At 61.1% G+C, this 13,679-nt stretch carries 2 protein-coding genes; both read right to left on the reverse strand.

Annotated features, from left to right (window positions below; all coding sequences use genetic code 11):
- Positions 1 to 3 precede the first annotated feature (3 nt).
- Positions 4 to 354 carry a hypothetical protein gene (locus ABIE19_RS15605; protein WP_354090148.1) on the reverse strand — a complete coding sequence of 117 codons (351 nt, stop codon included), beginning with the start codon at positions 352 to 354 and terminating at the stop codon, positions 4 to 6.
- Complete coding sequence (locus tag ABIE19_RS15610; protein WP_354090149.1) at positions 342 to 13,502, reverse strand: hypothetical protein; 13,161 nt, start codon at positions 13,500 to 13,502, stop codon at positions 342 to 344. Before ABIE19_RS15610 ends, ABIE19_RS15605 begins: the two co-directional genes overlap by 13 nt.
- Positions 13,503 to 13,679: the final 177 nt, after the last annotated feature.

A 13,679-nucleotide genomic window follows, 5' to 3' on the forward strand; every position in this document is an offset into this window, starting at 1 on the left:
ACTTCAAAGGATTCTGGGAACGCCGGGAGTTCGATCGCTATGATCTTCACTCAGCAATATGAGGTCGAAGGTCATTTCTACCCTGTCGGCCATGTCGTTCATAACGCGCTCCTCGCTCGGCATATATGGCGCTTCGGCGCGAAGGATTTTCATGGCCGCTCGCATCTCGCGCAGCACGGATTTGGGAACCGAGGGCCGATTTTTGAGCAGCCGGGCTAGCTCCTGACTGTCAGATTCAAGCCTTTCAAACGCATCGGCATCCAGCACACGAACGGTTTGTATCTGCAAAAGAAAGCGGCCTAGCTCCTCCTGATAGCGTTCAAAAATCGGGGTGATTTCACTCATTTCGGCCATATAATCGCCTCACGAGGGATTGTCCCATAAATCGTGACCTCCTGCCCCCAGATTGATCGATGATAGGGTAGACCAGCTGTGCCGTTAACCCGTGGGGCCGTCTGCCAAACTTCCGCTTGAAGGGAGCCGACCTTGTTGAGATCGATCATGGCGACGCCATGGCCGCTGTCATAGGCTTGCGCAACATCGAGCCGCTTGCTGGTCGAAATCCATGGGCTATTCGCCGCCGCTCCTCCCGCGCCGGGGCCAGAATTCGCGACGTGCTCCGCTGCACTCCAAGTCCCATTCGGCGCCTTTGCCGTCAATCCTCGGCCTGATTGAAGCGCAATAGCGTCAGCCTCTGTCAGTCCGCGATACACGATATTTGGCGCAGCCCTTTCTGCGGCGACCCTGGACATCGGCGAGAGATCGTCGGCGCCGGTGAGCATGAGGGCGCGGTAGGACGCTGCGCGGGCGGCGGCGGTTCCGCCTCGGGCGAGGCTCGACGTCTTGCCGGCGGCTCCGGCGCCGCCGACGAACAGGGTTGCGACGGATCCTATGTCGGAGGTGGCGTTGAACCAGCTCGTCATGCCGTTGGCGGTGTAGCGGTCACGCAGCGCCGCGCCCGCCGCGCGAGGATGGTCGATAATGTCGGAAACGGCCTGTGTCAGGTCGTTCCAGTTGTTCCTTGCGGTTTGGCCGCGTCGAGCCAGTCGATCCGCCGCCGAGGCGCTGAAAGCGCTCATGCCCAGGTCCGCCAGCGTTCCCACGCCGTTGTACCCCAACTCGGCGATACCCAGGATGGGTTGCGCCACAGCGCCGTTGAGCAGGCCCATGGAGCCGACGCCGACGACATTCAGGGCAGTATCGACGGTCCGGCCGAAGGTCATCTTCGACGAGGCGGTGACGACGATGTCGGGCAGCGAGGCGACGCCGGGCCGTTCGCCGTAGCTGACGGTCATGCCCCAGTCATTGAAGCGCGTCGTGTTTCCGTCGAAGACGCGCGTCTGGCCGCCATAGGTCAGGAGGCGGTAGGCGCCGCCTCCATTGATGGTCATCCAGTGGCTTTCAAGGTCGCCGAGGACGCCCAGGTCGCGCTTGACGACGATGCCCCCGAGGTCGGTCTTGTCGACTTGATTGGCTCCGGGCTGGGTTTCCAGGAATTGCGTCGTTCCGTCGACCCAATCCCAGCCCCAATCCTTGCCGGCCTCGACCGTCGGCGAAGACTTGCCGCCGGCCATGACCTTGTCGAAGTTGGTCACGATCAGGCCGCCGTCCCTAGCCTTGCTGAACTGATAGCCGGCGGCCTTCAACTCGTTCAACTGCTGTGGCGTTGGGTTCGAGAGATCTTCACCAGCAGAAGCGGCGGCTTGTTGTGCGGCTTGTTGTTTGGCCTGTATCCCTCCCGCGACCATATTTCCGATGGTTTGGCCGATAACGTCGGGCAAAGCGGATCGCAAATTATCGCCAAAGCTGGAGCCGTTGATAAGAGAGCGCGCACCAGCACCTGCGACAGTGGAAGTCACGCCGGCGACTATCGCCTGCCCATGTCCCGGCAGATTTGCCAGCCTCTGACTATTTCGTCCTGCGGCGCCAACACTGTTGACGACTCCGGCTACTGCTACGCTGGTCCAATCAAACTTCTCCTGCATACCGGTTGCGACAGCCACGCCTTGCGTCAGCGCGTTCATCCCGGCTCCCCGAACTGCGTCCGCGACCCAGCCGGGGCCTGGCAGGGAACCCATCAAGCGATCGACGGAGCCCATCCCTCCCGCGCCTGCGCCGAGTCCAGCGGACAGGGAAGCGAGACCCACTGCCTTCCAGTCAAAGCTGTCCTGAATGCCTACGGCCATGGAGAAGGCCTGGCTTGCAACGGAAGCCGCGGCCCCTGCCATCGCGCTCCCGACGACGATGGCCGTTGTGCTAATGCCCGCGGCCGCAGCGGCGGTCGAACCTCCTGCAAGGGCGGCCGAGGCGGCGGTGGCTGTGATACCGCTTGCGGCGCCGAAGTTGGCGACGGCTGCGATGGCGTAGGGAGCGACTATCGCCGCGACCGCGACCGCGATGACCACGGCGATGATCTGACCGACGCCGCCACAACCCTTGCCGCCCTTGGGGGGCTTGGGCTGTGTGGGGTTGAGGTTGCCTAGAGCCTCATTGGGATCATAGGGTCGGAAGGTGTCGGTGGTGTTGTGGAGGTTGCCGACCTTGGCCGGGACGGTGAGGGTTTGACCGGCGGTCAGGATGCTGGCCGATGTCAGGCCGTTAGCCTCGGCGATTAGATACCATAGTGAGGCGTCGCCCCAGATCGCGGCGGCCATACCCTGCAGGGTGTCGCCGTCGCGGACGGTCCAACTCTGGACCGTGGAGCGGATAGAACCGGGGGTCAGGGCTGAATAGGCCAAGTCGAAGTCCACGCCGTAGCGGGGCGTGGTCATATTGCCGATGAAGGGCCCCTGGGCGTTAACCGGGGTCGCAGCGCGGCCCCGCATTTCGGCGACATAGGTCGAGACGTAGTCGGCGTTGTTGGTAACCTGACCGATGCGCTGGCCGTCGAAGTACCAGTAGCGGGTGCTGGGGTCCTGCTGGTTCCCGTTGTGGTCCTCCTCAACCCGGGTCAGCACTTGCCCCAGAGCGTCGGTGACGAAAGTAACCGTGCGCGAGCGGGCGTCAGCGATATAGACGCCAGAGATGCGACCGTTCGTGTCGTAGTTGAAGGTCGATGTTTGCAGGCCATTGCGACTCGAACCGGTGTCTCCGTCCAGCGTGACGGTCAACTGACGGGCGTCATCCCACCAGCTGTACACATAGTCAGTGCGGGTAGAAGGCAGCGGGGTGTTGGAGTTCGTCGCTGTCCCCAGGGGCCAGGGGTCGCGGAAGCCCGAGGTCGAGATGGAGGTAACCACGCCGCGCCAGACCGCGCCTTCGAAGTAGTTGTAGGTGGTGGTTTCGGTACGGAAATAGGAGGTGACGCCGGCGGCTGGATTGTTGTCGATGTAGGTGAAGTTCTCCTCGGAGGTGATCAGACCGGTCTTGTCGTAGACTGCTGCGCGGCTGTGGGTGGTGGTCACGCCGCTAAATCCGGACGACTCGGTTCGATACGTCAGCCGACCGACTGCATCGCGGATGTCCTGGGACATCCACGTGAGGGCGGAGCGTTCGACACGCTCTGTCGTAGCGTTCCATTCGTCCTTCGACTGGCCTACGCGGGCCAGGTAGCCGTCGGCGGTGTAATCGTAGTGCTCCACCAGGCTGGCGGCGTAGGTCTGGCCGCCGCCGGAGACCGTGAGGTCGGTCAACATGCGCACGCGATTGTCCGCTTGATCATACTCGAGCCGCTTGCCGCCGACGATCTGGCCATTCACCAGCGAGCCCTCGACATGAACCATCCGGTTCATCGCGTCGTAACGGTTCCAAACTGTCGCAGTGGCCTGGGTGGCGGAGGACGATGAGGCGTCGACGGCGCGGTAGTTGGTTTGGGTCGAGCGGACATTGCTGTTCTGGTCATAGGTCCAGACGGTGCGGGTCGGATCCGAGGCATTGTCGGACAGGTCCCTGAACTCAATCATCCGGCCCAGGGCGTCGTAGGTGGCATAGCCGTCCTGCAGGATCGACTGGACCTCCACGACCGTAGGGGGAGGTGGAGGGGGAGGCGGAGGCGGAGGCGGAGGCGGAGGCGGAGCCCCGGGATCCGCTGGCTCCTCGGGCGGCGGATCCAGCACCACGTCCTCAGGGACGTAGGCGTAGGTGTAGTGCAGGGTGACGTAGCGTTCCCGTACCCGCAAGCCTGCCTTGTCGTAACCGTAGTCGGCGCGGGTGTTGCTGGTGGAGTAGCTGAACAGATCTCCGGCCAGATCCTCCTGCCGGGCCATTAGGCCGGTATTGAACCACTGCCAGGCCAAGTTCTGTCCAGCCGAAGATGTCTGGCTGGTCTGCCGCCCGCCTTTGTCGAAGCCCATGACGTAGGTGCGGCCGCCGAGGTCGGTCCGCCCGACGGTGCGGCCAAAGACGTCCATGCGGTCGATGCTGGTCTTGGAGGAGGAGTGGTTGGTGGTCTTGATCCAGCCGCCGACGTTGCCGAGGCCAGAAACGGTCAGGGTGCTGTCCCAGGTCCAGGCGTAGGTAGTGGCTCGGCCTTCGAAGTCCGTCTGACGAGTGATGCGACCGTCGCGGTCATAGTTGGTCCGCTCGACAAAATTCACTCCGAACTGACTGTTCCAGTGCTGGATGCGACGCCCCAGGCCGTCATAGGCGTAGTAGTCGGTCAGCCGCACGTCCACGCTGCTGGTGTTGCCAGCCGAGCCGGCCAAACGCTTGGGGTGAGCCAGGCTGATCAGCCGCCCCGCCTTGTCGAAGGTCTGATCGGTGACCTGACCCAGTTGGTTGGTAATCTTGCGGATGTCGCCGAAGACATCGGCGCCGTACTGGATCACGCCACCATCCGGATTGTACTGGGCGCTGACGATCGCCTCGTCTTTGCCATGGCCGGTACCGGCCAGTAGGACGCGGCTGGTCCAGAAACCGTTTGCGGTTCGCGTCGCCACGAGCCGGCCAGATAGATCGTACCGGGCCTGTTCGACGGGGCGGGCAGACAGAACCTCGCCAGCCTCGTTGGTATAGGCGACCATTGGCCGGCGCGTCTCAATGAGCCGGCCCATGGTATTGTATAAGAAATCGGTGACGGCGCCGTTTGGATCCGTCTCCGAAACGGCTTCGCCAAAGGCGTTGTAAGCACGGCTCCGCAGGATGATATCCGTCGCATAAGAGCCCGTGGAGAGGTCTCGGCTCAACTGACGGAAGGGCTCGCGGGTCGAGATCGCCAGACCGCGATCGTCATAGGCCGTGAAGGTTAGCGCGACGCCGGGTACGTCGTACGAACCGAGCGTAGCGACGCCGCCATCCGTCAAGGCCGTCATTGCATCCGCCGTTGTCCAGGCGGTGATGTTCGCAGTCGTCGCCACGATAGAGGCGCTGGTCCGACCGCCGGCGTCATGCAAGTAGAGCCGCGTTACGCCGTCATTGCCGGTGGAGCGGTACATCCGTCCGGCTTTGTCGAACTCAAACCGTTCCTGCCAGATGCCGTTCACCCCCTTGGCGGACACCTCTCCATGAACGGTATAGGCCGTCTCCCGGCTGTCGCCGAACGACCAGATCTCACCCGATTTAGAAGCGGATCCTTCCTGGGTCAGCCGCCCCTTTGAGTCGTAGTCGTAACGCCGGCCTTCGTTGACCGTCGTACCGTCGCCTTGGGTCCGGCTCCAAGATTCGTGGGTCACGCGGCCAGCCGCGTCATAGCCAAACGTCCGGACGAAGCCGGTCGCATCGGTCATCGAGGTCAGGCGGCCGCCGACGCCATAAGAGAAGGTCGTGACGCGCAGATCTGTTGAGGCGGCGGCTTGCGCGCCGTCAGTGGCGCGCACGACCAATCCCAAGCCATTGTATGCCGTCGTCCGTTGGCGGCGGACACTGGCGCCAAGATAATCGGTGATTGCCGACTCGGTCGCCGAGGTCTGGCGACCGAGGAGATCGAAGCCGTAGTCAATATAGTCGCCGTTGGCTTCCGTGCGCCGGACGACGCCGCCCAGGGCGTCGTAGGCGTAGGAGACGGTCGAGTCGACGGTCGTCAGCCGGTCGGGATCGACTGGGCTGTAGACTTGGACCCCAAGCCGGGTTTCAGTCAGTCGGCGACCGTTCAGATCATAGGAGAAGTCAGTAATGCGGTCGCCGAGCGCTGCGTCAGGGTTCCGGGGCGGCAGGGTCGCAGGGTTCTGTCCTGGACTTGCCGGGTCGATCGCCGGCGCGACGCTTGTGGTCACGCGGTCGGCATAGCGAACCTCGCGTGTGACATTGCCTTCGGCATCCCTGGTCCAGGTGGTGAGATAGCCTTCGCCGTCGATCGCGGCGATCTGGCGACCGAGTCGATCGTAGAAGGCGTAGGTGCTGACGCCCCGTCCGTCTAGACTCTGCACCACGTTGCCAGCCGCGTCGTAAACCAACTGGGTCGAGACATCGACGATGGAAGCCGCATGCTGAGAGCCGTACTCTGCGATCCAGAGCCCCTGAACCGTGGTTTTCGTCAGGCGATTGTTGCGGTCGTATTCGAAAAGCGTTTCGCGATAGGCGCCGCTTCCGGCAGGTGGGGTTCCGCCGGGCGAGACGGGCAAGCTAACCGAGGCGTCGTAGGCTCGCTCAGAAATTGCATTGTCGTTGTCGTCGTAGGCCCAGGTCTTTAGCGCGCCAAGGGCATCTATCTGCGCGACCTTCCGATTGGCGTCGTCGTAGTAGAAGTGGGTTTGGGCGCCAGCGGGGTCGACCGTCTGGATAACATTGCCGCGCCTGTCGTAGGCGATGGTCTCGGTTGGCGTGACCACGGAGGTGGTGAAGGTGGATCCAGAGGTGACCGTTAGCGTCTGCCCCGCCTTTCGCACCAAGCGGTCGAGCTTGTCATAGGCGTAGGTGGTCGTGCGTTTCTCAGTGAGGTTCGAGCCTTCCACGGTCTGGATCAGGTTGGCGCGGGAGTCGTAGGCGAAGGTATTGGTGACGGACGAGGCCTGGACCGTTCCGGATGCGTTCATCGCCTTCACCGGCAGCACCTCGGTGATCATCAACCCGCGCCGATCATAGGTGTAGGTCGTTTTCCCGCCGAGTTTGTTCGTGATCGACAAGCGGTTCCCGAAGGCGTCAAGCTCGTAGCTCTCGACGTGACCCATCGCGTCGGTGGTGGAAATTAACCTATCCGTTTTGTCGCGCCCAAACACGGTGATGGCGCCGGCACGATTCACGGAAGCGACCTCGCCACCAAGGGTGTAAGTGGTCGTCGTATTCCAGCCTTCCGGGTCTGTTTGACTTATCACTCGCCCAAGGCTGTCGTACTCGAATGTTCCGACCGCACCGCGGGGATCGGTAACCTGGATCGCTTCGCCGAACGCGTTGTAAACGTAGGTGGTCAGGGCTGTCCGCGTCGCCGTGAGCGGCACGCTCTTGGTCAGTACCCGGCCCATGGCGTCGTAGGTGTAAGTCGTGGCGTGCCCCCTACCGTCCGCCGAGGACAGAATTCGTCCGAGGCCGTCGTAGATCCAGGAGCGGGCGGTTTCTTCGGGCTCGCCGCGGGCGACGACTTCGCTCGTCATCCGTCCGGCGTCGTCATAGGTTCGGGCGATCAACCGCGCCTCTGTGGAACCGTACGCCTCAACCACCTCGATCGCCCGCCCCAGGCCGTCGAGCGTCCAGCGGGTCTCCACGCCTTCTGGGTCCGTGGTCCGCACGCGCCGTCCGACCGCGTCGTAGCCATAGATCGTCGTCGCTGCGGCCGCGTCCTGACTTGAGACGAGAGCGGCCAGGCTCGCGTGGGTAGGATTCGTGACGGCCAGCTTGGTCGTGTAGCGGCTCACCGTCGCGAGTTGACCGTCAGAGCGATAGCTCATGCCGGTTGCATAGCCTTCGGCGTCGAGGGTGAACGATCGACGACCGGCGGCGTCATAGGTGTGGTAGGTAACCCGATCGTTGGCCGAGGTGGTCGCCGAGGGGGCGACCGCAACCTGTTGGGCGTTGGTAAGGATGATGGCGTAGCGGGTTTCACGGACGACTCGGCCAGCATTGTCGTAGTTGTAAGCCGTATAGTAGCCGCGGGCATCGATGTTCCCGACCAGGCGTCCTGTAGTCGTGCTCCAAACGTTGCGGCTGACGCGATCGTTGGTGGAAGTGTTGACGGCGGTCCAGACCTTGAGGTCCGCTAGTGTGGCGGCGCCGGAATAGACGGTTGAGAAATGACGTTCGTAGGTCAGCTTGTCTGACCTGTCGTACTCGAACTCCGTGACTTTCCCCTGGGCGTCGACGGTGAAGCGAAGCCTTCCGTCGCCGTCGTAGGCGTATGCCGTAGTCCGAGTCTCCGAGGTCGCCAGCATCGCCAGGACGGCGGCTTCCGAAAGTGCAACGCCCCCAAGGGCAACAGTGTCGGCATAGGTGGAGTTTTGAGCGACGCGACCTTCCGCATCGTACACGAGACGAGTGACCGCCCCCACTGGATCAATCGTGAGGATCAGGCGGTTCTCGGCGTCATAGACGTAGCGCGTGGCGAGATCGACGCCAGCAGAGACCCCGTCGCGCCTGCGGACGACGTTGCCATTATCGTCGTAGTCATAGGTCGTGCGAACATTATGATTGGCGTCGCCGGTCTGTTGAGAGATCAGTCGGCCGATTTGATCGTAGCCGAAGGTGGTTTTGCGTTCCGCCGCACTTCCGGCAGCTTCAACCTGGCTGACCACATTACCGGCTAGGTCGTGAGTAAATTCGGTCGTGATCGCCAAGCCCGCAGGATCGACGATGATTTTCGCGGTCCGACCGCCGAGGTCAAAGATGTAGTCGGTTCTCTTGCCGGTCGGATCGATGATCGATGTCCGCAGGCCCTTGGCGTCGTAGACATAGGTGGTGACGAGGTTCAGGCCGTCTGGATCGACGCTTTCGGTTAGGATGCGACCGACAGCGTCGTAGGTGTAGCGGACCTTCATGCCGGAAGCGTCCGCCTTTTCGTACAGGCGGCCCGCTACGTCATAGATCAAAACATCCTTCTGATTGGCGGCATTGGTCACCGAAAGGACCTGTCTGTCCTTGTCGTAGGCGTAAGTTGTCTGTCGGCCTTCGCCATCGGTGACGGCGACCACGTTGCCGAATTCATCGTAGAGGGTTGTCGTGACCAGCCCTTCGGCTGTCTTGACCGTTACGCGGTCGCTGCCTTTCGTATAGGTGAAGACGGTCGTTTTGCCTGCCCGGTCCGTGATCGAGATCACCTGACCGGCCGCGTCGTATGCGTAGGTGGTGGTTTGGCCAGCGCCATCGGTGATCACCTTGACGCGACCAGCCCGATCATACGCCGTCTGGCGTAGCACCCCATTTGCATCGACCTGCTGAACGACCCGGCCGAATGCGTCCAGGACCTGAGCGGTTGTCAGGTTCAGGCCGCCCGCATCGCGAACGGCGCTCGTCAATAAGCCGCGGCGATCATAGCCTTGGGCGGCGACCGTCATACCGGATGTCCCGCTAGGGCGGTGGAGTTCGATCACCTCGTCGAAGGCGTTGTAGAAATAGGTCGTTTCGGTGTTGAGCGAGTCAGTGGCGGACCTGATGGTTCCGTCGGCATTGTAGGCGATGATCGCCCTGCTGTCGGAGGACGACAGGTTGGCGCGCGAAGGAAGGACGCCGACAATCTTGCCGCCCTTCAGTCCTGTCGTAGCAATCCGCGTTCCGAAAGTGAGGGTCTGAGTTAGTCTATTGAGGGCGTCGTAGAGGTAGCCTTTGACCTCTCCCATGGGGTTGACCTCATAGGCCAGCTTCCCATCGGCATCATAGAAGTAGGTGGTGGTGAACCCCGGGCCGTCGCCGCCGTCAGGCTCGGTTCTGGAGATCATCCGGTCGGCGGCGTCATAGGTGTAGTTGACGCCCCACTTACGATAGACGTCGTCGATTTGCTGCTGGGTGGCGTTGGAGCCCAGAGCCGATAGAGCCGCGGATCCCCTTCCTGATAGTTCGCCGATTAGTCGTCCACGACGGTCGTAGCGGCTTGTGTTTCCAGCACCGGATGTGATGTATTTCTTTACGAACGTACTCGTCAGTCGTTGCATGACGTCGTAGGTGTACGTGGTGATGATTTGGGAATCGACGCCGTCGCGCTTCTCTTGGGTTACCTGACCGTAAGCATTGCGAACGTAATCTTTGGCCGCAAAGTTGCCGACTACAGGAGCGGCGATCAGTTGGGCCAGTGTCGGAGCTACAGACGGAAGCGATGTCATCCGACGCCCGGTTTCCGTCCTCGTAAGCCAGTTGACCCGATCATATTGGTAGACGGTGACGTCCCCCTCGCCGTTCACCTGCCCCACGAGCAGGCCGCGGAGGTCGTAAACGAACCAATCATGCGCATCGGCAGAGCTCGATCCTACGCTAGCAAGAAGGTCGTCCAGGCTTCCGTTGGCTCGAAGATCTTCTGCCGCCGCCGTGGCGAACGTGGAGGATTTTACCTTGTTTCCGGCAGGGTTATAGACGGACCGGGTTAGGTATCCTTCCGCGTCGAGCGTGCCGGTCACCCGGCCGGTCGCGTCATGGAAGTAGCGGATGGTGCGATCCGCATTCGCATTTAGATCCGGCAGGTGTGGAGCGAGGGGCAGCGCAATCCGAAGGCTGTCCAACAACGTCCCGGCGATGCGGTTGGAATGCGAGGTCTGTGCAACCAGGCGATTTGCGCCGTCATATAGGTAGGCGACTGAGCTTCCGTCGGCATCGATGGTTTGAACGAGGCGACCCGCTGCGTCATGGATTTGCCAGGTCCAAGCGTCGTCAGTCGACGGCGCGGGTCGGATTGCCGCCAAATCGACCGATGCGGGATTTCCTATTGAATCTACCAAGCCTGCCAGAGCAGCCGAAGAAATCCGGCTGGCGTAGCGGATGGTTGCGGTCAGTCTGCCGCCAGCGTCGTATCTGTATTCAGTCAGGGAGCCGTCGCCGTCGATGGTGGCGGAGTTGCGACCCTGGCTGTCATAGAGAGTGTGGCTCGACTTGCCCGTCGGATCAATCGTCATCCGTAGTCGACCCATGTTGTCGTATCGATACTGGGTCGCTTCGGAAGGTAGTAGGCTGGTCGGTCTAGCGCCTGATGATAGCTGGCGTATCTCTGGTTTGTAGAAGTCGGTCGTCCAAGCCGGATTTGCTGCGTCCGTCTGGGTGTAGAAACGTGCATGGACCAGATCGTCGGGGCGATCGGAGCGCCAGCGGAAGGTCGCTGTTTGGGCGACCTTTTCGCCTGTGACGGCGTCGTAGACGCCTCCGGGGGCATCCGCCAAGTTCAGGTTGGCGCTGTCCAGCGGCAGGACGTAGGCCACCACCTTGTACCAACGGTCCTCGATCAGACTGATTTGCTGGGAGGAGGGGTCGCTGAAGAAGAAAAAGGGGTTGGCGTCGGGGGTGCCGTCAATCGCATTGTCGACATAGGCGCGAGGCGGCGTCTCACCGTTGTTGGAAAGGCCGAAGAAGACGCCATCTCGGGTGAGGTCGCTCTTGCGGAAATATAGGGTGAATTCATAGGCCTTGCTGGCGTCGATCTTGACGTCGTTGGTCGCCTTTCCGGTGTCCTCAGGATTGGTCTGCCTTGCCTGAAGGGCCACGATCTGGCGCCCCTCCGGGCCGTCGACCAGGCGCCACAGCGTGGCGCCGGAGGGCGTGTCGACTGGCCAGTCCGGCAGGGCGGCGGGAGCGCCGTTCACGCTGGCGACTGGATCGGGCCACCGCGTCAGATCTACTCGGTTCCGGCCTCGTTCGCTTTCGCTGTAGGCGATCAACTCGCCAGCGCGGTTATAGGTTGAGACCTTATTCAATCCGTCCGCTGTGGTTACGGTCGTCGTCGCGAACTTGTCATGGTAGGTCGTTGTCGCCGAGTTCAGAGTACCGGAAACACTGATAATTCGTCCGAGTCCGTCGTAGGCGTAGTACTCCCTATATTCGCCAAAATCAGATCCGGTGTGCAAGAGTTTCCCGGCATAGTCGTAGGTGTAGGAAGTAATTTTGGCACTTAATATATTGCCAGATCCATTGGCATCAACCGAGTAGTATTCGTATGTTTTATTGATATTGCCGCGACTATCTGAATAGTACTCTATAATTTTTGTATTGCTCTTATCCGCAATGGACGCTGACCAGTTGGCCATGACGCTTTCGGAGGGGGACTGGTCGGGAAGCAAGCTCGATAAATCGTAGAGTTGACTTAAGTGAAGCTTGGAGCGGCTAAGCTCACCATTTTCGCGATATATGTACTCGCTGACCTCTCCGGATGCGCTTATAGTAAATCTAAGTCTGTTGTAGCTTCCGTAGACGTATCGGGTGGTCATGGGGGCGGACGCGTCTGCAGCGCCTGTGCCGTCTGGATCAAGGGTATTGTAAATTGTTTCGGTTAGTATTCGGTTGGCGCTGTTGTAGGTGCGACGTGTGGCGATATACCCGGATCCTGTTGACTGGTAGCGAGCAGTCCAGAGGCCGTTCGAACCCGGGGCGTACTCATAGAAAACCGTGGTCGCCGCTGCGCCGCTTCCGTAGGTTTCCGACAGCACGTCGCCGTTTGAATTGTAGGTGAACTCACGGATCGATAGAGGGCCGGAAACTGTGGGCTCGCTGATCCTGACGAGTTGCCCGGAGGCGTCATGCTCCATCTGAGTAGTGAGGCCGTCGGGTGAAGTGATGTCTGTCCTGGTCGCGCTTACGTAGACGAAGCTTGTCGTTCGCGACGTTCCCTCGGCGACCGATTGAGTGAGGGAAGCCACTCGGAACTGGCCTGACGTCTCATAGGTGACGTCGACGCGCGATCCATCCGTCTGGCTGATTGACGCGACGCGCTTGCTTGAGCCGTCGTAGGTGTAAGTCGTGACATAGACGTTGCCATCGACGATGACGTTGTCGTCGGGGGTCAGGTCGACGATGACTGAAGTCAAACGATTCTGGTCATCGTAGGTGTATCGGGTTCTAGTCGCCGTCCGGTTCGAGCCTGAGGAAGCGTTAAAATAGACGGTTGAAATCTGGGTGAGATTGTTACCTGACCACGCCAAGTTCGTCTTCGCATAGGGCGAAGAAATCTGGGTTAGCTTTCCTCCAGTATAGACGTAGAGAAGATTCTGATTATCCCGCGTCCAGGTCGAGCCGACCCTGTAATTCTCGGACGCGAGGTAGACTTCACGGACGCCGGTATCGCCGTCTCGCCAGACCCAGTTGGAGCTCTCATAGGTGATCTTGTCGTAGGCGCCCGCGCCCTCCTTCGAGACATAGGCGGCCGCCGATGCATCCCAGTCATAGCGCACGACCGACCCGTCCCAGTCGGTCCGGAACAGATAGGCGCCCACCGTATTGATGGTTCCTGTATGGCCGTGGATCTGGCGGACGGTCATACGCCAACCGTCGCCATTGTCGCCGTCCAGTACGCCTAGGCTATTGTAGGCGCGATGGGTCGCTCCGTCCGCTACCAGAGCCTGAAAGAATTCGTCGCGGTTCTCGATGTAGAGGTTGCCGGTCGCAGCGTTGACCAGAAGGCTCTCGCCTGCACGCCCCAAAGTTGACTGGCCGAGTTGGCCGTTCGCTCCAAGAACGAAGCCTGACGCCTGATGAGTTCCCAGACGCGCCCCGGTGATGATTCCGACCATCTACGATCTTCCCGATATCCGGGGCGACTTTCAGAAATTTGCCCCCTCAAGACTGCATCGGGAATTTCAAGCCCAAGTTTAGGAATAACTTTCGGCCACGGTCTCAGCCAAGGCAATCGAGGTGGATCAGGCTTCCAGCGAGAATGCAAAAAGTGTTGCTCCTCCGTACGCGAAGCA

It is taken from the genome of Brevundimonas faecalis, assembly GCF_040549405.1.
Taxonomy (GTDB): Bacteria; Pseudomonadota; Alphaproteobacteria; order Caulobacterales; family Caulobacteraceae; genus Brevundimonas; species Brevundimonas faecalis.

Bases quoted from the DNA above. Each gene is read 5' to 3' on its own strand.
- ABIE19_RS15605 (WP_354090148.1), bottom strand. From the start codon at position 354: ATGGCCGAAATGAGTGAAATCACCCCGATTTTTGAACGCTATCAGGAG.
- ABIE19_RS15610 (WP_354090149.1), bottom strand. From the start codon at position 13,502: ATGGTCGGAATCATCACCGGGGCGCGTCTGGGAACTCATCAGGCGTCA.